At 58.7% G+C, this 24,483-nt stretch carries 21 protein-coding genes and 2 pseudogenes; 7 read left to right on the plus strand and 16 right to left on the minus strand.

The annotated features are described in order from the left end of the window. Positions 1-251 precede the first annotated feature (251 nt). From clpB to ACOYW2_RS01785, 4 genes and pseudogenes are all read left to right on the plus strand, one after another. Positions 252-2,849: an ATP-dependent chaperone ClpB gene (clpB, locus tag ACOYW2_RS01770; RefSeq protein WP_482770968.1), complete on the plus strand. Its 2,598-nt coding sequence runs from the start codon at positions 252-254 to the stop codon at positions 2,847-2,849. Positions 2,850-3,325: 476 nt separating this feature from the next. Next, positions 3,326-6,817: pseudogene (gene nifJ / locus ACOYW2_RS01775) on the plus strand (pyruvate:ferredoxin (flavodoxin) oxidoreductase). 338 nt (positions 6,818-7,155) lie between these two features. Further along, positions 7,156-7,620, plus strand: a complete 465-nt coding sequence (locus tag ACOYW2_RS01780; protein WP_482421457.1) for a YkgJ family cysteine cluster protein — start codon at positions 7,156-7,158, stop codon at positions 7,618-7,620. Next, positions 7,572-7,880, plus strand: coding sequence for a hypothetical protein (locus tag ACOYW2_RS01785; RefSeq protein ID WP_482769186.1), 309 nt, complete (start codon positions 7,572-7,574; stop codon positions 7,878-7,880). Before ACOYW2_RS01780 ends, ACOYW2_RS01785 begins: the two co-directional genes overlap by 49 nt. 83 nt (positions 7,881-7,963) lie before the next feature. On the opposite strand, the gene ACOYW2_RS01790 is transcribed toward ACOYW2_RS01785, so the two are convergent. From ACOYW2_RS01790 to ACOYW2_RS01845, 12 genes and pseudogenes are all read right to left on the minus strand, one after another. Next, positions 7,964-8,914, minus strand: a complete 951-nt coding sequence (locus ACOYW2_RS01790; protein ID WP_482769187.1) for a Tle-like phospholipase domain-containing protein — start codon at positions 8,912-8,914, stop codon at positions 7,964-7,966. 614 nt (positions 8,915-9,528) lie between these two features. Further along, positions 9,529-10,323 (minus strand): nitrilase-related carbon-nitrogen hydrolase, encoded by a 795-nt coding sequence (locus tag ACOYW2_RS01795; protein WP_482769188.1) that lies wholly within the window; start codon positions 10,321-10,323, stop codon positions 9,529-9,531. Positions 10,324-10,325: 2 nt separating this feature from the next. Then, positions 10,326-10,781 carry a siroheme decarboxylase subunit alpha gene (gene ahbA, locus ACOYW2_RS01800; protein ID WP_482769189.1) on the minus strand — a complete coding sequence of 152 codons (456 nt, stop codon included), beginning with the start codon at positions 10,779-10,781 and terminating at the stop codon, positions 10,326-10,328. Positions 10,782-11,079: 298 nt separating this feature from the next. After that, entirely contained in the window at positions 11,080-11,478 is a 399-nt protein-coding gene (locus ACOYW2_RS01805) for a secondary thiamine-phosphate synthase enzyme YjbQ (RefSeq protein ID WP_482414968.1), read from the minus strand. A gap of 103 nt (positions 11,479-11,581) precedes the next feature. Then, a pseudogene (locus ACOYW2_RS01810) lies at positions 11,582-11,866 on the minus strand (TusE/DsrC/DsvC family sulfur relay protein); the annotation flags it as partial. Positions 11,867-12,048: 182 nt separating this feature from the next. Next, positions 12,049-12,246, minus strand: coding sequence for an iron-sulfur cluster-binding protein (locus tag ACOYW2_RS01815; RefSeq protein WP_482769190.1), 198 nt, complete (start codon positions 12,244-12,246; stop codon positions 12,049-12,051). After that, positions 12,243-12,659: a ferredoxin reductase domain-containing protein gene (locus tag ACOYW2_RS01820; RefSeq protein ID WP_482769191.1), complete on the minus strand. Its 417-nt coding sequence runs from the start codon at positions 12,657-12,659 to the stop codon at positions 12,243-12,245. Before ACOYW2_RS01820 ends, ACOYW2_RS01815 begins: the two co-directional genes overlap by 4 nt. After that, positions 12,652-12,891: a hypothetical protein gene (locus tag ACOYW2_RS01825; RefSeq protein ID WP_482421462.1), complete on the minus strand. Its 240-nt coding sequence runs from the start codon at positions 12,889-12,891 to the stop codon at positions 12,652-12,654. Before ACOYW2_RS01825 ends, ACOYW2_RS01820 begins: the two co-directional genes overlap by 8 nt. Before the next feature lie 16 nt (positions 12,892-12,907). Further along, positions 12,908-13,918 (minus strand): 4Fe-4S dicluster domain-containing protein, encoded by a 1,011-nt coding sequence (locus ACOYW2_RS01830; RefSeq protein WP_482769192.1) that lies wholly within the window; start codon positions 13,916-13,918, stop codon positions 12,908-12,910. Between the two features lie 97 nt (positions 13,919-14,015). Further along, positions 14,016-14,867, minus strand: coding sequence for a 4Fe-4S ferredoxin (locus ACOYW2_RS01835; RefSeq protein WP_482769193.1), 852 nt, complete (start codon positions 14,865-14,867; stop codon positions 14,016-14,018). A 3-nt stretch (positions 14,868-14,870) separates the two neighbouring features. Further along, complete coding sequence (locus ACOYW2_RS01840; protein WP_180136910.1) at positions 14,871-15,302, minus strand: hydrogenase iron-sulfur subunit; 432 nt, start codon at positions 15,300-15,302, stop codon at positions 14,871-14,873. An 83-nt stretch (positions 15,303-15,385) separates the two neighbouring features. Further along, positions 15,386-18,424 (minus strand): FAD-dependent oxidoreductase, encoded by a 3,039-nt coding sequence (locus ACOYW2_RS01845; protein ID WP_482421465.1) that lies wholly within the window; start codon positions 18,422-18,424, stop codon positions 15,386-15,388. Between the two features lie 318 nt (positions 18,425-18,742). On the opposite strand from ACOYW2_RS01845, the gene miaA reads away from it, so the two are divergent. The 3 genes from miaA (at position 18,743) to ACOYW2_RS01860 (ending at position 21,476) form a co-directional block, all read left to right on the plus strand. Then, the gene (miaA, locus tag ACOYW2_RS01850; protein ID WP_482769194.1) at positions 18,743-19,594 is read left to right on the plus strand and encodes a tRNA (adenosine(37)-N6)-dimethylallyltransferase MiaA; all 852 of its coding nucleotides are present in this window, start codon (positions 18,743-18,745) and stop codon (positions 19,592-19,594) included. A 93-nt stretch (positions 19,595-19,687) separates the two neighbouring features. After that, complete coding sequence (locus ACOYW2_RS01855; RefSeq protein WP_482769195.1) at positions 19,688-21,142, plus strand: ABC transporter substrate-binding protein; 1,455 nt, start codon at positions 19,688-19,690, stop codon at positions 21,140-21,142. After that, positions 21,096-21,476 (plus strand): hypothetical protein, encoded by a 381-nt coding sequence (locus tag ACOYW2_RS01860; protein ID WP_482769196.1) that lies wholly within the window; start codon positions 21,096-21,098, stop codon positions 21,474-21,476. The genes ACOYW2_RS01855 and ACOYW2_RS01860 overlap by 47 nt, the downstream gene beginning before the upstream one ends. A 289-nt stretch (positions 21,477-21,765) precedes the next feature. On the opposite strand, the gene ACOYW2_RS01865 is transcribed toward ACOYW2_RS01860, so the two are convergent. From ACOYW2_RS01865 to ACOYW2_RS01880, 4 genes are all read right to left on the minus strand, one after another. Then, entirely contained in the window at positions 21,766-22,905 is a 1,140-nt protein-coding gene (locus tag ACOYW2_RS01865; protein WP_482769197.1) for an ATP-dependent 6-phosphofructokinase, read from the minus strand. 30 nt (positions 22,906-22,935) lie between these two features. Further along, positions 22,936-23,127 (minus strand): hypothetical protein, encoded by a 192-nt coding sequence (locus tag ACOYW2_RS01870; RefSeq protein ID WP_482769198.1) that lies wholly within the window; start codon positions 23,125-23,127, stop codon positions 22,936-22,938. A gap of 153 nt (positions 23,128-23,280) precedes the next feature. After that, positions 23,281-23,661, minus strand: coding sequence for a CBS domain-containing protein (locus tag ACOYW2_RS01875; RefSeq protein WP_482769199.1), 381 nt, complete (start codon positions 23,659-23,661; stop codon positions 23,281-23,283). Next, positions 23,658-24,245: a KpsF/GutQ family sugar-phosphate isomerase gene (locus ACOYW2_RS01880; protein ID WP_482769200.1), complete on the minus strand. Its 588-nt coding sequence runs from the start codon at positions 24,243-24,245 to the stop codon at positions 23,658-23,660. Before ACOYW2_RS01880 ends, ACOYW2_RS01875 begins: the two co-directional genes overlap by 4 nt. Positions 24,246-24,483: the final 238 nt, after the last annotated feature.

Raw genomic sequence — 24,483 nt, forward strand, 5'->3', positions numbered from 1 at the left:
TGGCGAAGCCACTTAGGCTAAAAATCCCCTGGCCGCCGGAGGCAGGCATTGGCCGCTCACTTTGCTCATAGAAGGCAACTGAATGGTTTAATGCGCTGGTCCTTGCCCCTGCTTGACACGTCCGGATGGGTGGTTAATTTTTCCGTTGAACGCATCGATAAGGACGCTAAAGCTTCTGCGATGGACAAAGCGAAACGCTGTGAGGGCCCGACCGTGGGGGAAGGGTCTTTCAGGACGAAAAGGAGTGGATGATGCGATTTGATCGATTGACGGTGAAGTCCCAGGAGATGATCCAGGAGGCCCATGAGATGGCCTCGCGCAAGGGCAACCCACAGATTGAACCCGAGCACATGCTGGCGGCCATGGTGGGGGACCGGGAGGGGATTGTCCTCTCGATTTTCCGAAAAATGGGGGTTCCTTTAGAAGGGCTCTCCGGTCAGCTGGCCGAGCTCATGGGGCGCCTGCCCCAGGTGAGCGGGGCCGCAGGGGACGCTGCCTTGTCCCGGGAGTCCAGGCAGGTCTTAAGCCAGGCCTTTGACGAAGCCGAGGCCATGAAAGACGAGTACGTCAGCGTGGAACACCTTCTCCTGGCCCTTGCCGGGTGCGGGAAAAAAGGGATGAAGGAGCTTTTTGCCCGGTTCGGCCTCACCCGGGAGTCCCTGCTTTCGGTGCTGATGGAGATCCGGGGCAGCCAGCGGGTCACCGACCCCAACCCGGAAGCGACCTACCAGGCCCTGGAGAAGTTTTCCCGGGATTTAACGGCGTTGGCCCGGGCCGGCAAGCTGGACCCGGTCATCGGTCGGGACGAAGAGATCCGTCGCGTGGTGCAGGTGCTCTCCAGGCGCCGGAAGAACAACCCGGTGCTCATCGGGGAACCCGGCGTGGGCAAGACCGCCATTGTGGAGGGGTTGGCCCGTCGCATCGTGGAAGGGGACGTGCCCGAGATCCTCAAGAACAGGCGCCTTGCGGCCCTGGACATGGGGGCCCTGGTGGCGGGCGCCAAGTTTCGGGGTGAGTTTGAAGAGCGGCTGAAGGCTGTCCTTAAAGAGGTGGAGGACGCCGACGGCGAGATCGTCCTGTTCATCGACGAACTTCACACCGTGGTGGGTGCCGGTGCCGCAGAAGGGTCCATGGACGCTTCCAACCTGTTGAAGCCTGCCCTGGCTCGCGGTGTGTTGCGCTGTGTGGGAGCCACCACCCTGGATGAGTACCGAAAATACATCGAAAAGGATGCGGCCCTGGAGCGGCGTTTCCAGCCGGTCTTTACCGCTGAGCCCAGTGTGGAGGACACCATCTCCATCCTGCGCGGGCTTAAAGAAAAGTACGAGGTGCACCATGGGGTGCGCATCAAGGATTCGGCCATTGTGGCGGCGGCCACCCTCTCCAACCGCTACATCGCCGATCGCTTCCTGCCGGACAAGGCCATCGACCTCATTGACGAGTGCGCCTCCAGGCTCCGCATCGAGATCGACAGCATGCCCGCCGAGATCGATGAGATGATGCGGCGCATTACCCAGCTGGAGGTGGAGAAGCAGGCCCTCACCAAGGAGAGCGACCGGGGCTCCAAGGACCGGCTGGAAGCCCTTGAAAAGGAGCTGGGACAGCTCCGGGAAGAGGCCAACAGCAAGAAGGCCCACTGGGCCAACGAAAAGGCGATAATTGATGGGATCCGGGGTCTCAAGGAAGAGCAGGAACAGCTGGGGATAGAAGAGGAGCGGGCTGAGCGCGAAGGGGACCTGGCCAAGGTGGCAGAGCTTCGTTACGGGCGAAGTGATGAACTCAGGAAAGCCCTGGATGAAGCCAAGGAGACCCTTTCCGAGCTTCAGAAAGACCGGAAAATGCTCAAGGAGGAGGTGGACGACGAGGACGTGGCCGAGGTGATCTCCCGCTGGACCGGCATTCCGGTGGCCAAGATGCTGGAAGGGGAGATGGAGCGCCTTTTGGCCATGGAAGAGGGGCTGGGCAAGCGCGTGGTGGGTCAGAAACGGGCCATTTCGGCTGTTTCCGACGCGGTACGCCGCGCCCGATCCGGGCTCCAGGACGCCAACCGGCCCGTGGGCTCCTTCATCTTCATGGGCCCCACCGGGGTGGGCAAGACCGAACTGGCCAAGGCCCTTGCCGAGTTTCTCTTTGACGATGAGCGGGCCCTGGTGCGCATCGACATGAGTGAGTACATGGAGAAACACGCGGTGGCGCGGCTCATCGGGGCGCCTCCGGGGTATGTGGGCTACGACGAAGGCGGGTACCTCACCGAGGCCATCCGCAGGCGGCCCTATGCCGTGGTGCTTTTCGACGAGATCGAAAAGGCCCATCCGGACGTCTTCAACCTCCTGCTCCAGATTTTGGATGACGGGCGGATGACAGACAGCCAGGGACGCACCGTGGATTTCCGGAACACCCTCATCATGCTTACCTCCAACATCGGCAGCCATGTGATCCAGGAGTACGGCGGCAAGAACCGCCCGGAGATGGAGGCCAAGGTGGAGTCCATGCTGCAGGCGTCGTTCCGGCCCGAGTTCCTCAACCGCATTGACGAGACCGTGATTTTCGACAGCCTGACCCGGGAAGACCTGTCCCGCATTGTGGAACTTCAGCTCAAGCGGGTGAGCGAGCGCCTTAAGGCTCGGGGCATCGGCTTTTCCGTGTCCGAGGCGGGGGTGGCCCACCTGGTGGACGCCGGGTACGACCCCGTGTTCGGAGCCCGGCCCCTGAAGCGCGCCATTCAGCGGGAGGTGGAGAACCCCCTGGCCGTGGAGATCCTCAAAGGGCGTTTTGGGGACGGCGACAGTGTGGCCGTGGATGTGGGGGGCGATGGCCTTGAATTTCGCATGGGTGATGAGTCAAGATAGCAAATAGAAGTTTCCTTTTCGAGGAAGCTGGAAAACACTCAAAGGTCGGAACAGCAGAGTAATGGATGCTGTTTCGACCTTTTTTTATGTAATTTAGGCGGCGCTTCGGGAGGTGCACGGAAGTGAAATATTTGCGTAGGATGATTGGGTAAATGAGGATTATTCTGCTTTACTTTGACATGGGGATCATGTAATCATGCTTATTTACGACTCCCTCGTAAAGTGAGGAAATATCCGCCCCGTGGGGCGGTACGGTATAGTGAGACCCGCGTCCGCAGGGATGCTCGGAATATGGCCGACGCCATGCACCGACCTGCGGACCATCGCAGTTCCGGCCCGGATTTCGCGCTATGCGCCACCGCAACGAAAAAGACCCGCAGCAATCGCCAATCTCCGGCATGGTAGTCCTGCGGCCGGGATTGCGGGTGTGGCGAGTCCTTCCTAACGATTTAAAGGAGTTAACTATGGGGAAAACAATGAAGACCATTGACGGCAACACCGCTGCCGTCCATGTCGCCTACGCCTTCAGTGACGTGGCGGCACTGTATCCGATTACGCCTTCAACGCCCATGGGCGAAACCGCCGACGCGTGGGCAGCCGCATCCCGGAAAAACATTTTTGACCAGGAAGTGATGGTTCGCCAGCTCCAGTCCGAGGCCGTGTGGCCGGCGGCGCGGTTTACGTAACTGGCAGCCGGGGCGCTGACCACCACCTTCACCGCCTCCCAGGGCCTCCTGCTCATGATTCCCAACATGTACAAGATTGCAGGGGAGCTCCTGCCCTGCGTCTTCCATGTGTCGGCCCGTGCTGTTGCCGCCCATGCCCTGTCCATCTTCGGGGATCACCAGGACGTCATGGCCGTTCGGCAGACCGGTTTCGCCCAGCTCTGCTCCGGCAACGTCCAGGAAGTCCAGGACCTGGCCCTGGTGGCCCATCTGGCAACCATCGAGAGCCGGGTGCCCTTTGTCCACTTCTTTGACGGGTTCCGAACCTCCAGCGAGATCCAGAAGATCGAGATGATCGATTACGAGGACATGAAAGACCTCGTGAACATGGATGCCCTGGAAGAGTTCCGCGCCAACGCCATGAACCCTGAGCACCCCGAGATTCGCGGCACCGCCCAGAACCCGGATATCTACTTCCAGGGTCGTGAGGCCGCCAACCTCTATTATGAGGATGTGCCCAACATCGTGGCCGAGTACATGGAGAAGGTCACCAAGCTCACCGGCCGCCCCTACCGTCTCTTCGACTACGTGGGCCACCCCGAGGCCGAGCGGGTTGTCATCGCCATGGGCTCCGGCTGCGAAGCCCTGGAAGAGGCTGTCTCCAAGCTGACCGCCATGGGTGAGAGGGTAGGCCTCGTCAAGGTTCGCCTCTATCGTCCCTTCAGCGCCGAGCACCTCCTGCAGGCCATTCCGGCCACGGCGTCCACCATCACCGTTCTGGACCGCACCAAGGAGTCCGGAAGCATGGGCGAGCCCCTCTACCTGGATGTTGCCGCCGCGTACATGGAGATGGGGGAGATGCCCCAGATCCTAACCGGTCGCTACGGCCTGGGCTCCAAGGAGTTCACCCCGGCCATGGCCAAGGCGGTCTTCGACAACATGAAGGTCACCGGGCCCAGGAATCACTTCACCGTGGGCATCAAGGACGACGTCTCCTACAGCTCCCTGGAAGTGGACGAGAGCTTCGATGCCGGCATCGAAGGCACCGTCAACTGCAAGTTCTGGGGCCTTGGCTCCGACGGAACCGTGGGTGCCAACAAGAGCGCCATCAAGATCATCGGCGACAACACCGACATGTACGCCCAGGGGTACTTTGCCTACGACTCCAAGAAGTCCGGCGGCATCACCGTGTCCCACCTGCGTTTCGGGGACGAGCCCATCAAGAGTACCTACCTTGTGGACAAGCCAGATTTCGTGGCCTGCCACAAGTCCAACTACGTCCACCTCTACGATGTGGTGGATGGGATCAAAGAGGGCGGCACCTTCCTCATCAACGCCCCCTGGACGGCCGAGGAGATGGAGGCAGAGCTTCCCGGCTCCCTCAAGAGTATCCTGGCCGCCAAGAAGATCCGTTTCTACGCCATCGACGCGGTGAAGGTCGCCGCCAACGTGGGCCTCGGCGGACGTATCAACATGATCATGCAGACCGCCTTCTTCAAGCTGGCCAATGTGATGCCCTTTGAGGAGGCCATTGCCCTCCTGAAAAAAGACATCAAGAAGACCTACATGAAGAAGGGCGATGCCATCGTGGACATGAACATCGCCGCTGTGGACCAGGCCCTGGAAGGCCTTGTGGAGATTCCCGTGCCTGAGGCGTGGGCCGAAGCCAAAGATGCCGCCTCCGAAGCCGAAGAGGCACCGGAGTTCATCACCGATGTGCTTCGACCCGTCAATGCCCAGAAGGGTGACTCCCTGCCCGTCTCCACCTTCCCCGCCGACGGTGTCTTCCCCGTGGGTACCTCGCGCTACGAGAAACGCGGCGTGGCCATCGAAGTGCCCGAGTGGATCGCTGAAAACTGTATCCAGTGTAACCAGTGCTCCTTTGTCTGCCCCCACGCGGCCATCGTTCCCATTGTGGTGAGCGACGCTGAGCTGGCCGATGCGCCGGAAAGCTTTGCCACGCTGCCCGCCGCCGGCAAGGAACTCAAGGAGTACAAGTTCCGCATCCAGGTCAACGCCATGGATTGTCTGGGCTGCGGCAACTGTGCCGATATCTGCCCGGCAAAGACCCCGGCCCTGGTGATGAAGCCCATCGCCTCCCAGGCCGAGGCCGAGGCGGACAACTTCGCCTTTTCCAAGACCGTGGAGTACAAGGAAGGCCTGCTCAAGCGCGAGTCCGTCAAGGGCAGCCAGCTCATGCAGCCCCTTCTGGAGTTCTCCGGTGCCTGTGCGGGCTGCGGGGAGACTCCCTATGTGAAGGTCCTCACCCAGCTCTTCGGCGAGCGCATGACCATCGCCAACGCCACGGGTTGTTCCTCTATCTGGGCGGGGTCCGCCCCCTCCTTCCCCTATTGCGCCAACAAAGACGGGTTCGGTCCCACCTGGGGCAACTCTCTCTTTGAAGACGCTGCCGAGTTTGGTTACGGCATGGCCCTGGCCACGAACCAGCGGCGCCAGAAGCTTGCCGACCTCATGGCCGAGGCCCAGGATTGCGAGATCTCCGACGAGATGAAGGCCGCCATGAAGAACTGGTCCGAGAACATGGGCGACGCCAAGCTCTCAAGGCAGTACGGGGACGAGATCAAGGCACGCCTTCTCACGGAGATGGGAGACCCCATCCTCGATGAGATCGATGCCATGAACGACCTGTTCACCAAGAAGTCCCACTGGATCTTTGGCGGGGACGGCTGGGCCTATGACATCGGTTTCGGCGGCCTGGACCACGTCATTGCCTCCGGGGAAGACGTGAACATCCTGGTCATGGATACCGAGGTTTACTCCAACACCGGCGGTCAGGCCTCCAAGGCGACCCCCACCGGTGCCGTGGCCAAGTTTGCCGCCTCCGGCAAGAAGATCGGCAAGAAGGACCTTGGCCTCATCGCCATGAGCTACGGCTATGTCTACGTGGCCTCCGTCTCCATGGGCGCCAACAAGCAGCAGCTCATGAAGGCCTTTATCGAGGCGGAAAACCACCCCGGACCTTCCGTGGTGATCTGCTACGCCCCGTGTATCAACCAGGGCATCAAAAAAGGCATGGGCAAGACCCAGGAAGAGATGAAGCTTGCGGTGGCCTCCGGGTACTGGCCCCTGTATCGCTACAACCCTGCCCTGGCCGAAGAGGGCAAGAATCCCTTCATCTTTGAATCCAAAGAGCCCGACGGCACCATTCAGGACTTCCTGGCCGGCGAGAACCGTTTTGCCAGCCTGGAGCAGATGTTCCCTGAAGAGTCCAAGAAGCTCCGCGGTCAGATCGAGATGGAGTTCGCCAAGCGCTACGAACACTACAAGCGCCTTGCCGAGTAACCCGCAGGGATTTGGGTCGCGGTAACACAGCGATCCTTCAGGGTGAAACACCTTGAAAACGTGAGGTAAACAAATCAGGCAGGGGTCTCTTGCGCGGTGCGCAGTTGGCCCTTGCCTTTTTTTCTGGTTTGATGTTTGATGACCTGCGGTATCGCACATGCTTTACGCTTCGTGCCCCAGGCTCATCACATGTGCTTACGGACTGCGCCGTGAACCCGGAAGGCAGGCTGGTGTCTGTGTGAAACCTGGTTGTTGAATTTTTAAAAAAAGTTGGTCCCCCCGGCAGGGCCGCCGGAGGCAATGGGGCTCAACATGATCTATATATAAGGAAGGGCTTTATGGAGTTTTTAACCGGCGGAAACGAAGGATGCAGCGGGTGCAGCGCTGCCCAGACATCATGCAACCACTGCGGCGCCTGCTGCACCGGGGGCGGACCGGTGCTGCGGTCCCAGGATGAGAGGCTTATCAAGACAGGAAAACTCGACCTTTCCGTGCTGTACACCCTGAGGGCCGGAGAGCGCATGTTCAATAAAGAGTCCCTGAAGATGGAGCCCCTGGCCACGGATCAGATCAAGATCAAGGTGGACCCCGAGACTCTGCGCTGCCTGTTCCTGACCCCTGAGAACCGTTGCGACATCTACAGCCAGAGGCCTTTTGAGTGTCGGTCCTTCAAGTGTTGGGACGAGCGGGAGATCGTGGAGGTTTACGCTTCGGTGCCGACAAGATCGGCGGGATCAAGGGGCTCTGGGACCTGGTGGCAGACCACCACGAGCGCTGCAGCTATGACCTGCTGGACGAGCTGATCCGGAAGGTCGACGACACCGGCGACCAGGAGGCCGCTGAAAAGGTCTGTGAGATGATCGCCTACGACCGGAGCCTCCGGGAGACCCTGGTGGAGAGCGGCAGGGTCAAGGCAGAGATCCTTGATTTTCTCTTTGGGCGGCCTCTGACCACCACCATTGTGATGTTCAACTACCGCATCAGTTGGAGGATCAGAACGTCCTTGTGGCTGTCTCCTGAGGCAGAACGCGTTCGTCGGCAGACTGCTGTTGCACCAGATTAAAAAAGCTCACCGGGAATTCCCGGTGAGCTTTTTTTATGGTGCGTGGTTCGCATTACCCTTATGCCGGGCGTTTTGCGGGCTGCTTAGAGAAAATCTTTCTGGTACAGCTGGTAGACGTACGCATGGTACATGTGGTTGGCGATGCGCAGGGGCATGTTCCATGTGCCTCCGCAGAACATCAGGTGATCCATCCAGTAGACCTTGTCGGCATTGCCGTAGCGGGGGCAGGTGGCGAAGGGGGAGCTGTCGTTCATCTGTCCGTCGGTGTCCACCAGGGGGCAGTTTTTGACATTGATGTGGGTGATGTTGGCCACCATCTCTTCGGTCACGGGCTGGCTTGCGCTGTCAATAATGCCCTGCTCAACCAAGGTGGCTGCGGTGAGGCCGGCTGCGTTGAAGCAGGTGGTTTTGACCCCGGTTTTCAGGCCGGTGATCTGCGCCAGGCCACCGCCCAGGCTGTGGCCGGCAATTTCCATGGTGTAGCTGTTGGCATCGGCAAAGGCCTTCAGGCCCACGGCGAGGTCCACGGCTTTATCGTACTGGACCGACCCGATGGAGTTTACGAAAATATTGAGGGCCTGCCGGACGTCGGCAATCCAGTCGTTAACGTTGAGGGCTTCGGTGCCCCTGAAGACCAGAACAAGCTGCCCGGGGTTGTGGATGTTGATGTACACCTTTGCGTCCAGGCCGTCCCAGCCGCCCACATAGGTGTCCAGCAGGGTTGTCACTGCCGAACGCTGCGCTTCGGTCATGTAGTTCAGGACGTTTTCATCCCGTACAACATTGAGGTAGTTGGATGAATTGCCCACAAAGTCGAGTTTGTTCAGCAGGAAGGGCGCCAGTCTGTCCAGCATCCAGTCCCAGGCGTTGTCGTAGATCCGTGCCGTGAGGTTGGCCATGTCCAGGATGTATTCGTATTCAACCTGGGTCATCTGGGGTGGGAGGCCGGAGCCATCAACGTCCCTGACATCGGCCGCAAGCGCGGACCCGGTTAACACAAAGAAAAAACCAATCATCATCACAAGTCGTCTCATTTCACCTAATCTCCTTTAGCGATGACTAAATTAAATGCAGTGCTTACATTGTATGATCGGCGCACAGTATGCGCGGTGGTTATCTTATGTGAGATGGCCCAGCCCGGCAGTGGGATGGCCGTTTGTCAACAATGGGTTAAGGGTGCATGTCGCGCCGCATGTGGCTTGCGTTTGCCACTGAATTTAGGCGAACGCAAGGGCCTGAAGGGAGCATCGGCGACCGATACCTAAGGGCAGGTGGAGGATCGCGATGGTTTCAACGTATTCTTGCGGGTATTTATCCCTTGGCTCCGGTGCTGCTCGTGCGGCGATGCGTTTTTATGGTGTAGTGAAATGGATACTTGGTCTTTTTTATTGATAAATGCCATATTTCTAATAACATCGAATCATTAAATATTGATCATGGGGTGTGCCAATGATTAAAGGGTGATGTCAGTCATATATATATCTACATTTTATGTGTCAATAATAATTTCTAAGGCGGTGCGGGTGTGAGTTAAGGGGAGGATGACTTAAGGCATGGGCGAACGCCATCAAAAGGCTGGGTGTTGTCTTGTTTCAGTTGTGCGGAAACAGGTTAACCACCTGTAAGCTATCGGCTTTAGTGTTGAAGGTTAAAACTCGTTGCGGGTGTTGGGCAGGAAGTAGCGCATGGGGTGGGACCTGACCTCGGTGAGTTTTTTTTGGTCGATGTCCACGAGGTGGAGGCCTTCTGTAAGGCGTGGAGGTCCCGCAAGGTGCCCCGAGGGGTCAAAGGCCAGGGCCAGGGCCGGAAAGGAAAGGTGCGCTTCGTTGGTGCCGCACTGGTTGACGGCAGCCACCCAGAAGCTGTTGTCAAAGGCCCGGGACGGCAGGTGACGCATCCAGGAATCGTATTTCTCTTCGCTGGTGCCCCTGGGGGAGGCGTGGGGGAGGATCACAAGGTCTGCACCCTGCTGGGCCAGGTGGTGAAAGGCCAGGGGGAAGTGGGCGTCGTAGCAGAGCATCATGCCAATGGAAAACCCCTTGAAGGAAAAGAGGGGCAGGCCGGTCCCGGCACTGTAGAGTCCCTTTTCCGGCGGGGCCAGGTGGAGCTTTCGGTAGGTGGTGTGACTTCCGTCCGGTAAAAGGGCTGTGTGGGAGGCGAACAGCTCACCGGAGGAGGCCTTTTCCGTATACCCGGCAAGGATCCCTAAGCCGGTTTCGTTTACGGCCTCCTGAATGATGCAGAGGGCCTCGTCTTCGGTGATTGCCCGTTCAAAGGCACCGGTGCCGTTGGCATAGCCGGTGAGGGAGAGCTCGGGAAAAACGATGAGGTCGGCCCCGGCCTCCCGGGCCTTGCGACTGCTGCGATGAAGGGTGTCTCTGTTGCCGGAAGGGTCGGCAAGGGAGGCAGGAACGGCGGCCAGGGCAAGGCGCAGGGTTTCCATGGCTACTCCACGGTGAATTCGGCGCGAATTTTAAAGATATGGGTGGCTGGCAGGTTGTAGATACTGGTGACCCCGGTACGCTCGGCAATTTCAGCCAGGTTGGCCTCAATCTGGGCCACGGAGTCTTCGATGAAGGTGAACCAGACGTTGAACTCGTCATCCCGGACGTAGTTGTGGGTAACGCCTTTGTAGCTGTTGACCACCTCGGCAAAGGTCTCAAGCTTATCCTCGGGAACCCTGGCCCCGCAGAGGGTGCTGTGAAAGCCCACTTTTTCGGGGCTGAAGTTGCCGCCGATACGGCGGATGATACCCATCTCCTTGAGCTTTGCCACCCGCGTGATCACCTCGGCTTCATCCATGGACAGCGCGTCGCCGATGGCGGCATAGGGCCGTTTGCAGATGGGAAAATCGGATTGGATGTGGTTGATGATCTGCTTGTCCTTCTCTTCGAGGGTCATGTACGGATGCTCCTTTGGCCGCTCATGGGTAATCGCCTGGCAGGGCCTTATAATAAAGGGGGCCTGCATGTCGTGTTTCTTGAATTCGATATCTTATGATGCCGGGGCCGTTGCGTCAACCGTTGGGGCCGGGTGCCATCGGGTCAACGCATTTATCCATTCAGTTGCCTCCGGCGGGTCGCTTTTTGAAAAAAGCTCCGCAAAAACGTTCCGGCAATCAAGGCGCTTGTCTTCTGCTCCTTGATAAAGAAGAATAAGAGGGGCTATGCGCCTGTTGGTGCCGCAGCCCTTCAGGACCTTACCCCGGAAGGCACTTGAGGACCACCCGGCGTTTGCGGGGGCCGTCGAATTCGGCAAGGTAGATGCCCTGCCAGGTGCCGAGGACAGGGCGTCCCTCTTGGATGAAAATGATCTCGGATGAGCCGGTAAGGCTTGTCATGACGTGGGCATCAGAGTTTCCCTCCAGGTGCCGGAAGGCCGGGTGGTCGGGGAACGCCTTTTTCAGGGCGTAGATCACATCTTCCTGAACGGCGGGATCGGCGTTTTCATTGATGGTGACGGCAGCGGTGGTGTGGGGCACGAACAGGAAGAGGACGCCGTCGTGGCAGCCCCATCGGTCTATTTCTGCCTGCACGTCAGAGGAGATATCCACCAGCTCTTTGTTTTTTGTGGTCTGGATCAGAAGGGAAGTCTGCATGGGCGTTTGGGAAAGGCTTATAGGGTGAGGGGCTTAAACCAAAAAAGGCCCCGCCGTTACCGACAGGGCCTGATTTGATAAACTTAAAAACGGCGTCCGGTGACTATACGCAACCGGTGGGCTTGGGAAGACCAGCCATTTTGCAGGCGCCTTTGCCGGGGCCTGAGGGGAACAGCTCGTAGATGTGCTTGAGCTTGAACTTGGTCAGCTTGGAGAGAACGCGAACCATGGGAGCGATACCGTTTTTACGGTAGTAGTCCTGAAGAACGTCGATAACGAGCTTGTGCTCGTCGTTCAGCTCTGCAATACCTTCTTCTTTCATAACGATCTCCAGCCACTCTTCGGTGAACTGGTTGAAGTCAAGAAGGAAACCATCCTCATCTACGTCAAACGACTTTCCGTACCTGTGGTTACGGCCATTGAATCAAAACCTCCTGTTGAGAATTATCAATTTGAAAGGCTTATCCCTTATTTTGTCCTGTCCACTTCGAAGAGAAGAAATACAGTAAAGAAAGGGCAATGTCAACCCGTAACATACAATATGTTACGGGTTTAACCGCCTATATTCGTTTACTGATCCTCTTCCGGCATCTCATTGAGCTTGTCGAGGGTGAAGACGGGGCCGTCTTTGCAGACCAGCTCCTTGCCGATGTTGCAGCGACCGCACATGCCGATGCCGCATTTCATTCGGTTTTCGAGGCTCATGATGATGTGATCAGGCTTGTAACCAAGCTTGTCCAGGACAGGCTTGGTAAACTTCAGCATCATGGGGGGGCCGCAGAGGATGGCGTAGGTATCGTCATCGGCCTGGGGCGCCTGGGTTTCGGTGATGGTGGGCACGAAACCGGTGTGATATTTCCAGTCGGATGCATGGTGCCGTCAACGGTGAGGTTGAGGTCGTTGATTGCCGCTTTCCGCTCCACCACTCCATCCTTATAAAGGATCATGCCGGGGTTACGCGCACCGTAGATCACGTCCAGTCGGCCGAAGCGCTTGCGGTTTTCGGGCTCGAGCAGGTACTTGATGGTGGAACGCAGGGTGGTAAAGGCAAAACCGGCGCCGATGATGACGATGTTTTTGCCTTCGAGGTCCTCGATGGGATACCAGTTGCCCAGAGGGCCTCGGATGCCCATGATGTCGCCTACCTTCATGTTGTGAAGGTGGTCGGTCACTTTATTCATCGAACACGGTAAACATGACAAAGCCCTTCTCGGAAGGGGAGGAGGCGATGCCAATGGGGATTTCACCCTGACCGGGGATGGAGAGCTCTGCGAACTGTCCAACCTTGTAGGCAAATTTCTCTTCATCTTCCGGGTTGAGAAAGACAAACTTAAAGGTTCTGAGCGTTTTATCCGCGGTCGCAACCTGAATGTCGTCAATGCGAACGGGATACGCCTTATAAGGATTCTGCACAGGTCTTCTCCTTTTTTTAGCTGGCGGCTTCGTAACCGTTCATCTTGTTACAGATGCTGCGGATATCAATGTTGGCAGGGCACTGCTGAACGCAGCGGCCGCAGCCCACGCACATCAGGCCCTTGTCGTACTTGTCGACAAAGTACTTGAGCTTGTGCATGAAACGCTGACGGAAGCGCTGATGCTTCTGTTCCCTGGGGTTGTGGCCGGAGCCGTGCAGGGTGAACAGAGAGGTCATGCAGCTGTCCCAGTTTCTCATGCGCACACCGTCGTTGCCCTTGTTTTCGTCCTGGATGTCGAAACACCAGCAGGTGGGGCAGGCGTAGGTGCAGGTCCCGCAGTTGATGCATGCAAAGGAGAGTTCTTTCCAGAACGGAGCATCGTAGAGATCGAGGCTGTTTTTGCCCCGAAGCTTGGAGGACTCCACCTTGCAGGTGATCTTGGCTTCGGCTTCGGCTTTTTTGGGCTCGAAGACAGATGCGTCGCCCTCGGCGTCCCAACCGGCTGCGGCCAGGAGCTTCTCCCCTTTTTCCGTCAGGGCTTTGGCCTCGTAGGCATCGCCGCAGTCGGAGAGGAGAACGTCGAGGCCTTCCTCGTGGTAGGGGCCGCATCCTGCGCTGGTGCAGAAGCATGTGTCGCAGGGGGCGTCACAGGCCAGGCCCACAAAGGTGGTGGCTTCGTAAGAGTCCATCCAGAAGGGGTCGCGGTAGTCTTCGGTGTCGAAGTTCATGCGGACCAGGGCCAGGGCCTTGGCGTCGCAGGGTCGCATCCCGATGACGGCCCGGGGGGAATAATCCTTGGGAGCGTCCTTGAGGAGGTGGTGTTCCGGATCAGACTCGTCCAGGCTGTACGTAAACATCGGCTCGGACTGGGGGAAGACCACGGACTTGGGGGAGAGACGGGTGTTGGTGTACGCCATGTCCGGCGTTTCGTCACTCGTCAGTTCCTTGTATTCGTGGGCATCACCCTGCATCACGGGGCCGAAGAGGCGGTAACCACTTCTGCGGCTGTAGAATCCGCGGCCCATGTATTTTTATCAATTTTGATGACCTTCATGATATTTGCCCTTGTTCATATGATGGTTCATTCGCTCAGTTCAGATAACACAAGAGAGGCGAACGGGATTACATGATGAATTTTTCGGGATCGTCCAGCTTGAAGCTGTCCAGCGGCGGACGCTGGTCGACGGTAAGTCCCGCTTCCCAACCGTAGAGCTCGTAGCAGTCTTTTTCGAGCTTCTTGGTGAAATTGCGCACCTTGATGTTCTGGGGGCAGGCCGCTTCGCAGGCGCCGCAGTCGGTGCAGCGGCCGGCGCAGTGGTAGGCCCTCAGGAAGTGGTAGGTGCGAATATCGATGGGATCGGTTCCTTTGCCTACCCACTGGGGTCGGGCTTGGTGCAGGGCGAGCAGGTGGGGCGGTAGCGAGGGGCGTACGTTTCTGCACGCGTAGCAGCGGGTGCAGCCGGAGAGGAGCTCTTCGAAGAAGGCCCATTTCTCCTGGGTGTCCATGGCTTCAACCTTGCGGACGTCTTCGTAGCTGTCCACGTCCTTCTGCTCTTCCACGAGATCGGCACAGAGCTCGTCGTAGATGACGGGGTTTCTGTGGAGACAGGTGGCGCAGTTGGCCTGAAGCTGCTCGGGGTTGTTCTTGTCCACCATCCCTTTGCAGGGCACGCCGATGATCACAAGCTGATCGCGGGAGATCTTGTTTTCGATGATGTGGTTGACGATGTTTCGAGAATCACATCCCTTGGCGATGATGGCGATCTTTTCCGTACGGCCGGTGATGTAGTTGGCCAGGTTCAAACGGCAGTTTGCATCCCAGACAAGGTCTTTGGCATCTTCGGCTTTGGTGATCATGCAGGGCTCGTTGGTGTTGGCCACGGTTCCTTTACGGAATCCAACAACGCACTCGACGGTGCCGTCGTTCAAGAGCCTTTCCGATATCTCTTTGATTTTTCCGATGTATGATTCCATGGCTTAACCCTTCGCCGCGCTCTTTTTCACGTAATTGGTATTGGGACCCAGGGCCTTGACGGATTCCGTGACCTTGGTCACCACGTCCACGAACTTGGTGGACTCGGCGGACGAGATCCAGGAGAACTGCAGGCGGCCGGGTTCAACGCCCATATGCTCCATGAGGTTTTTCATCAGGGCGAACTTTCGACGTGCGTAGTAATTACCTTCCAGGTAATGGCAGTCACCGGGATGTCAGCCGGAAACCCAGACGGCATCGGCTCCTTCGCGCAGGGCGGCCAGGAAGAATTTGGGGCTCATGCGACCGGAACAGGGGATCCGGATCACGCGGACGTTGGCAGGGTACTGGGCTCTGCCCACACCTGCGAGGTCAGCGGCTCCGTAACTGCACCAGTTACAGAGAAAGCTGACGATTTTCGGTTCGAATTCAGCCATTTTTATTTAGTCTCCTTTGAATCCCGCCCCTTCGAAACACGCTCGGAAAGGGCGGGACAAACAGGTTTAATGCGAATCTGTCCTTACGCTTCGTTCAGGGCAAAGATCTGCGACATGATCTGGTCGTTATCAAAGCCCCTGTGGCGAATGGCACCGGATCGGCAGGAGCCGACGCAGAGGCCGCAGCCCTTGCAGAGTACGGGGTTGATCTGGGCCTTGCCTGCGTCTCGGCCTTCGGTCATGAAGGAAGGCGCGGAGTAGGGGCAGACGCTGACACAGATCCCGCAGGAGCTGCAGAGCGCGGGGTTCACATGGGCGACCTGGCCGCTGGTGTGAATGGTCTCACGGGCCAGCAGGGTGATGGCGCGGGATGCCGCTGCCTTGGCCTGGCCGATGGCTTCGTCAATGGGCTTGGGATAGTGAGCCATGCCGCAGAGGAAGACGCCGTCGGTTGCGAACTCGCTGGGACCGAGCTTGGCGTGGCGTTCCACGAAGAAGCCGTTGTCGTTCATGGGCAGCTTGAAGAACTGGGCAACCTTTTCATCCCGGTAGGGCACCACGGCGGTGGCCAGGGAGAGGAGGTCTGCTTCGATCTCAACTTCGCGCCGGAGAACGTGATCGACGGTCTTGATGGATACCTTGTCTCCGTTGACGGCGACAACAGGCTTCTTGTCCACGTCGTAACGGATGAAGATAACGCCTTTTTCGCGTGCTTCGCGGTAGAGATGCTCGCGCTCGCCGTAGGTCCGGATGTCGCGGTACAGGATGTATACGTTGGCAAGGGGATTGCGGCGTTTGATTTCCAGGGCGTTGTCGATGCTGTGGGTACAGCAGACACGTGAGCAGAAGGGACGCTCGGGCTCGCGGGAGCCGACGCACTGGATAAATACGGCTGAATTCACGGTGTTCAGCATCGGATCGTCGGCCTTGAGTTTCTCATCCATTTCAAGGCTGGTGACGATGCGGTCGCTGGAGCCGTAAGAGTATTCTGTGGGGGTGTAGGGCTGAGCCCCGGTGGCCATGACGGCAACCCCGTGCTTCAGGACGGTCTCCGCTCCGTTGGAAGCGAGGGTGGATTCGAAGTTGCCCACGAAGCCTTCCACGTTTTCCAGGGTGGTGTTCAGGTGAACGGTGATGTTCTCGTCCTTGGTCACGTCGTCGATGAGCTCGACCAGCTTCTCTGCCACATTCTCGCCGGAGGCGGTGCGGTAGAGGCGGTTGGCGTTGCCGCCAAGCTTGTCTTCGCGTTCAACGATGTGGGTGGCGTATCCCTGACGTGAGAGGCTCTGGGCAGTGGTGATGCCCGCAAGGCCCCCGCCGAGGACCATGGCGGTCTGGTTGACCTGGAGCTCGGCTTCTTCGAGGGGCTGGAAGAGGGCGACCTTGGCCACGGACATGCGAATGAGGTCCTTGGCTTTTTCGGTGGCCATCTCCGGCTGATCCTTGTGTACCCAGGAGTCCTGGTTCCGGATGTTGGTCATCTCGAAGAGGTACTTGTTGAGGCCGGCAGCCAGGAGGGTCTCCTGGAAGAGGCCTTCGTGGGTCTTGGGCGTACAGGCGGCAACCACAACGCGGTTGAGGCCTTTCTCCTTGATGGTCTCAGCGATCTTGTCCTGAGTATCCTGGGAACAGGAGAAGAGGTTGTTGGCCACGAACTCCACGTAGGGGAGGGACTTGGCGTACTCGGAGACAGCCTCCACGTCCACGGTGCCTGCGATGTTGGTACCGCAGGAGCAGACGAAGACGCCGATCTTGGGTCGTTCGCCGCCCACGTCGAGCTGGGGCACCGTCTCGGCTTCCTTGGTCACGGTGTTCCGTGCCGAGGCGATGGACTCGCCGGCCGCGGCAGCTGCCGCACTGGCGTCCACGATGGACTCGGGAATGTCTTTGGGGCCCTGGAAGGCGCCGCAGACGTAGATACCCTCACGGCTTGTGGCCACGGGGTTGAAGGCGGAGGTGGCGGCAAAGTTGCTGGGGGTAAGTTCAATGTCCAGCTTCTTGGCCAGTTCCACGGTTTCCGGAGCCGCCTCGAGACCGATGGAGAGGACGATCATGCCGAAGACTTCGGTCTTGATGGTGCCGTCTTCGGTGACGTAGCGTACTTCCAGGTCATCGGTTTCAGGAATGGGGTTGATGGTGTGTACGCGGCTGCGGACAAACCGGATACCACGATCCTTGCTCTTCTCGTAGTACTCTTCGAAGTCCTTGCCCGGAGTACGCATGTCCATGAAGAAGATGGCGCAATCCAGATCGTCCCCGTTGTGCTCCTTGGCCATGACCGCTTCTTTGATGGCGTACATACAGCAGACGCTGGAGCAGTGGCCGTTGTCGCAGCGGTTGATGTCCCTTGAGCCGATGCACTGGAACCAGGCGATCTTCTTGGGCTCTTCGCCGTCCTTGCTCCGACGGGTCAGGTGACCCTGGGTGGGGCCTGAAGCGGAGAGGATACGCTCGAATTCCAGAGAGGTAACAACGTTGGGGAACTTGGTGTACTGATAGGTGTCGAAAACGGAAGGATCAAAGGGCTTGAAGCCAGTGGCCAGGACCACGGAGCCGACGTTGAGGGTGGTCTCCTTGGCGGTCATCGTGTAATCGATGGCGCCGGTGGGGCAGACCTTCTCGCAGTTTCCGCACCTGTCCTTGGTAAGCTTGAGACAGGTGTCGGGATCAATGGCGTACTTAAGGGGTACGGCCTGATCATACTCGACGTAGATGGCTTTTCGCTTGATCAGATTAGCGTTGTAAGGGTCCGTGACCTTCTTGGGGCATTTTTCGGCACAGAGACCACAGGCGATACATTTGGACTCGTCCACGTATCGGGGCCTCTCGTTTAAGGTAACTTCAAAATTACCTGCCTCGCCCTGGATGTCGATCACGTCAGAAAGGGTTTTTAACTCAATGTTCAGATGCCGGCCGACCTCGACCAGTTTAGGTGAGATAATTCACATTGCACAGTCGTTGGTCGGAAAAGTCTTGTCCAGCTGGGACATGACACCGCCAATGGAGGCCCCTTTTTCGACCAGGTATACATAATAACCTGAATCGGCCAGATCCAGGGCAGTTTGCATACCGGCGATACCCCCCCCGACGACCATCACGGATCCGATTACATCCTTAGACATGGCTTCTTTCTCCTGTTGAATGGTGCGCAGGCGCATTCAAATCGCTGAGAACGGCCTTGCAGTGTTACAGAATATTCCAAATAAACCTGAAAAGTTATATTTCCAGAGTCGACGAGCGCGCTGGCTCGCAGCTATCTTACCTTATATTAAAGATAAAATGAGCAAATACACTTACTACCCGCTATATTGGGTGTTGTCAATAGAATTATATTTATATATTAAGGGACTAAATGTCCGGTATCCGTGCGGCTGTTCAATGGTGGACAACGGGAGAAACCGGCGTGAATCCGTTTAGGCTTGTTTACATTATTTACTGGTATGAATAGAAAAATTGTTGTGATATGTGGACCCACCGGTGTAGGAAAAACCTCTGCGGCCATAGAGGTTTGCAGACGGTTTTCAGGGGAAGTGGTCGGGGCGGATTCCATGCAGGTTTATCGGCAAATGGACATCGGCACGGCCAAACCCACCGAAGAGGAGCAGCGTCTTGCCGTTCATCACATGATTGACGTGGTGGACCCTGATGAACCTTACGACGCCGCCCTTTTTGCGGCCCAGGCCGATGGGGTGATCGACGCCCTGTGCGATGGCGGGGTGCTGCCCGTGGTGGCCGGCGGCACCGGCCTTTATGTGAAAGCCCTGGTTCACGGGCTCTCCGAGGCGATCCCGTCGGATCCCGTCATTACCGAGAGGCTTACGGCCGAGGTGGAGGCCTCGGGGCTTGCCCCCCTTTACGCCCGATTGGTTCAGGTGGACCCGGCGTATGCTGAGAAAATAAGCGAAAACGATCCGTTGCGCATTGTTCGAGCCCTCTCTGTTTTCGAGGCCACGGGCAAGCCCTTCAGCGCCCACCACGCAGAGCACGCCTTTGCACAGGCCCGCTACGATGCCCTCAAGGTCTGTCTCTTTTCGGACCGGGAGACCCTGTACGACCGCATCAACCGGCGCGTGGACCTCATGGTGGCCGAGGGCCTTCTGGACGAGGTCAAAGGGCTCCTTGCCCGTGGCTACCACCGGGGCCTGAAGTCCATGGGGTCCATCGGGTACCGGCACATGGTGGAGCACCTGGAGGATGGCGTGCCCTGGGAGGAGACTGTCAGGCTCCTGAAGCGGGACACGCGAGCAGTGCCAAGCGGCAGCTGGCCCTTGGCTTCGGCCGACCCGACATGATCTGGCTGGACCCCGGGGATACCGAAGGTCTTTTTGCGGCTGTGGAATCGTTCCTTGCATGACAACCCACTATATTAAGGATGGCCAAAGGGTATGGCGATAAAGAACCCGTTGATAAAAAAAGGGGCCCGGGCACTGCTTTTGCTGGTGCTTATTCTGTGTTTGGTCGGTTGCGGGCAAAGGGGGTACGGCCCTGAGCGGGTCCTGCCGGAAGATGAGCAGCTTTTTGTCCGTGCGGAAGAGGCCTTTGGCGCACGGCGATACGACCAGGCGCTGGAGATGTATGCCGACGTGGTGGGCCGTTATCCCGACAGCCATGTGGCCGCTGCAGCCCTGTTGAAGCAGGGGATGATCTACGGCCTTACCGGTGCCTACGGCAAGGCCGACGTCGCACTGGCCCGGGTGGCTGAGGCATATCCTGAGAGCCCCCTTGTGCCTGTGGCTCTGGTGGAGTCCATGATTCTTTCCTATCGCCGGAGGCCCAGGGGTGATGCAAAGGGTGCGGCCATTCCAGATACCCTCTCTCCATCCGATTATCTGATGCGAAAATACGCCGTCATGGGGGATGCCTACCTGGCCCTGGGGGATACTGTGGACGCCGTGGGCGCCTATTTCAAGGCGTGCGAACTGGCCCATCCTGCAGAGCGCAGGGGGGTGACGGTCCGTCTCCGGCAGACTGTGGCCAACCTGACCCTTTCGGAATCCCTGGAGATGCTTTCGCGGGTCCACGACAAGGAGAAAAGGGGGTACCTGCTTCTGAGGCGCATGCGGGCCCTGGTCGAGGACGGGCAGGGTGACGAGGCCCTCCGGGGGGCGGTGGAGTTTCTGAGCCTTTACGCGGTTCACCCGGTGCGTGATGAGGTGGTGGCCTTTCGGGAGGCCCTCAGTCAGACCCATTTTAACCCCAGGGTGCTGGGATGCCTGTTGCCCTTTACGGGCCGGTATGCCGAGTACGGGCGCCAGGCACGGGAGGGGATTGAGCTTGCCTTCCAGTCCATGGCCGCTGACGAAAGGTATCGGGATGCCCAGTTGATTTTCCGGGATACGGGCTCAGATGACGAGACGACGCGCCAGGCCGTTCGTGAGCTGGTGGAGGCAGGGGCCGCAGCCATCATCGGTCCGGTGGGCAACGTGGAGAGCGCCGCGGCCGAAGCCCAGCTCAGGGGGATTCCCCTCATGACCATGACGGGCAAAGAGGGGATCACCGCCTCCGGCGACTTTGTTTTCCGGAACTTCATAACCCCCAGGATGCAGGTTCGCTCCGTGGTCTCCTACGCCTTTGAGGTGCTGGGCTTAAACGATTTTGTGATCCTCTATCCCGATGAACCCTATGGCCGGGATTTCATGAACCTGTTCTGGGATGAGGTGGAGACACTTGGGGAGGAGTTGGGTGGAGGCCTACGCGGCCGGTACCGTGGACTTTTCACGGGCCATCAAGAAGCTGACCGGGCTCTGGTACGCCAAGCCCCAGGTTCCCACGGGCATGCAGGCCTGGGGGCGTGTGCTGCCCGAGGATGCCAAAGGTTCGGGCCAGGTGGTGGACTTTGAGGCGATCTTTATTCCCGACGGACGGAAGAATCTTGAGATGATCCTGCCCCAGCTGGCCTTCCACGATTTAGGGGGTGTGTACACCCTGGGTACGAACCTCTGGCACAACACAGCCCTGAGAAAAGGGGTGTCCGGCCATCTTGGGAACAGCATCATCCCCGACGGTTTTTACGCGCGGAGCCGCGACCCGAAGGTCAAGGGCTTTGTAAGGGCCTTTAAAGGCGCCTATGGGCGAACCCCCGATTACATCGAGGCCGTGGCCTTTGACTCTGTGCTTCTTGATGTTGAATATCCTCCTGGACTCGGCACCGGCATCCCGTGGTGCGGTCCGTGATGCCCTTCTGGCGGTGAACGCCTATCCCGGGGTCACCGGAACCACCTCCTTTGACGGAACCGGCGATGCAGACAAGGCCCTGACCCTTCTGAAGGGCTCGAGGCGGCGGTTTGTGGAAGTGGGGAGGTAAGAGGCAGGCCATAGGAAAAAGGTCATAGGCTATAAGCTATAGGGGGCGGGGTGCGTCGGCGCTTCACCACCTTATAAAATGGCTGTGCCGCCACGCTGTTTCCGAGAATCATTTTGGACGCGTCACCGTTTAATTGGAAACGTTTTTGCGAGGCTTGTTTTACCAAGTCGACCCGCGGAAGCGTTTTTTATGCCTTTTCCGGGGCGGGGTTCTTGAGAGCGCCCCCATGGCCTCCAGCACTAAGCCCAGCTTTCCGTCGGGGTCCACTTTTTTGCGCTGGGTGATCACCTCGTCCATGGGCACATGGACAAAGTGGTTGTTCCAGTGGCTCACCACCATCTTGGTTTTGCCCGCCATGCCGGCGTGGACCGCGTCGCGCCCGAGAAAGCTGCAGAAGACGTGATCGTTGGCGTTGGCCGGAAGGCTCCGGATGATGTAGCTGGGGTCGATGTACTTCAGGCTGACGGGGATACCCTTCTCCTTGAAGTAGGCCATGATCTTGCTCTTGATGAGCAGGCCAATGTCGTAAAGCTTGACGTTGCCGGACGCGTCGTGCATTTTTTTGCGCCCTTCAAAGAACTCCTGGCCTGCGCCTTCGGCCACCACCACCACGGCGTGGCCGCGAAGGGTGACCCGTTTTTCCAGGTTTTCCAGGAAGCCGTTGGGGCCGTCCAGGTCAAAGGGAACCTCGGGGATGAGCACGAAGTTGACGTCCTGGCGCGCCAGGGCAGCCGTGGCGGCGAGAAAGCCGGATTCCCTTCCCATGAGCTTGATGAGGCCGATGCCGTTGGGGTAGGCCTCTGCCTCGTTGTGGGCTCCGCTGATGGCCTGGGTGGCGATGTCCACGGCCGTGTCGAAGCCAAAGGAGCGGGCCACGAGATAGACGTCGTTGTCGATGGTCTTGGGGATGCCGATGACGCTGATTTTCAGGCCGCGCTTGGTGATGGCCTCCGAGATCTTGGACGCGGCGGCCAGGGTGCCGTCGCCGCCGACCATGAAGAGGATGCCGATGTGCATGCGCTCCAGGCTGTCCACCACCTCTTCGATGTCCTGGTCTCCCCGTGAGGACCCCAAAATAGACCCGCCGCTGTCCAGAATGTTGGTGACAGTCTCCGGGGAGAGGTCCACGGTGCTGTGCCCGTATTTGGGGATGAACCCCTGGAGGCCGTGCCGGATTCCGCAGATGTGCTTCACGCCGTAGCGGTGGTAGAGCTCCAAAACCACGGACCGGATGATGTCGTTGAGGCCGGGGCAGAGGCCGCCGCAGGTCGCCGAGCGTAGTCGAACTGCTGGGGTCAACTTGGATTTTTGCGACGGGGCCCGGCTGATTCAAAGGCGGGGGGCGGGGATGTCGTCGGCTTTGAGTTGGGCCACATGCTTTTCGTTGACGTGCAGGAGGATCCGCTCGTCGTCGTCCACGAAATAGGCCCCGCATTCACCGTTATTCGGTTGCAGGAGGGGGGAGGGGATCTTGGCTTCACCAAGGGTCTGGATGGTGGTGTCGATGTGTTCGAATCTCATAATCACTCCCATCATGGCGTTGCGATGTGCCCCCGCATCCGGGTAGGGATACGGGGGCGTCGGGTATCTGTCATGATCCGATGCCGGATCAACGGATTTTTCGGGTGAACCGCGGGCGTCCCTTTTTTGCGCCCGGTCAAAAAGGAGAGTGGATCAGTTGCCGTTGAACTGAAACGCCCCTTTTCCGAGGATGTCGTGGAGGTGGAGCAGGCCTTTGACCCTGCCCTGGTCGTCGGTGGCGGGCAGGACCGTGATCTGGTGTGCTTCCATCATGTTGAGGGCGTCGTAGGCCGGGGCATTGATGGCCACGGACCGGGGGGACCGGGTCATCACCTCGGAGACGGGGCGGGTGGGGTCGAAGTCCTCTGCTGCCATGAGGTGGCGAACATCCCCGTCGGAGAGCAGCCCTAAGAGCAGGCCCTTTTCATCGGTGATAAACACGGCACCCAGGCGACGGGCGTCCAGGGCGGCCAGGGCGTCGCCAATGGAGGCGGAGGCCGCCACCAGGGGCACCATCTCGCCGGTGACCATCATCTCGGAGACCTGCAGGGAGAGCCGCTGACCCAGGGCGCCCCGGGGTGGAACTTTTTGAAGTCGTCGGGCTTGAGCTTTGAGCATGATCGGCGCAGGAGAGCGTCGCCCATGGCAAGCTGGGCCGTGGTGCTGGAGGTGGGTGCCAGGCCCAGGGGACAGGCCTCCTTCCACACCGTATCAATGACCAGGTCCGCGTGCTGCCCCAGGGTAGATTTGGGGTTGCCCGTGAAAGCCACCACCGGGCAGCCAAGGGCTTTTATGCTGGGCAGCAGGTGGTTGAGCTCGATGGTTTCGCCGCTGTTGGAGATGGCCAGCACCACATCCTTGGGGGAGACCATGCCGAGGTCGCCGTGCATGGCTTCCACCGGGTGCATGAAGACAGCGCGGGTTCCGGTGCTGCTCAAGGTGGCGGCGATTTTTCGTCCGATGAGGCCGGATTTGCCGATACCGGTAATGATGACGCGCCCCTGGCTTTCCAGGATGGCGGTTACGGCTTTGTCGAAATTGTGAGTGACCTTGGTCAGGTTGAGGAGGGCATCGGCTTCGGTGCGGATAACCTCGGCGGCCTGTTGGATTCGATTCATGGTGTTGTCCTTCAAGATGGTCTGTATGTATGGAATGCACCATGGACACATATGGACCGTGTGTCCATGATGTTGTGGTTTTGTGTGGGCCTTGCGAAAGGTCGGCTCATCACCTTACTTTCGTAAGTGGCATCAAACGGGCCAAAGATCAAGGGAAAAAGCCGCGCGGAGCCATGGGGAGGTGCCCGTGTGCGTCCCCCTTTTCCGGCTGCCTCAGCCATCCGGGGCACCGGATGGT

It is taken from the genome of Desulfoluna sp. CLI2B (genome assembly GCF_056847375.1).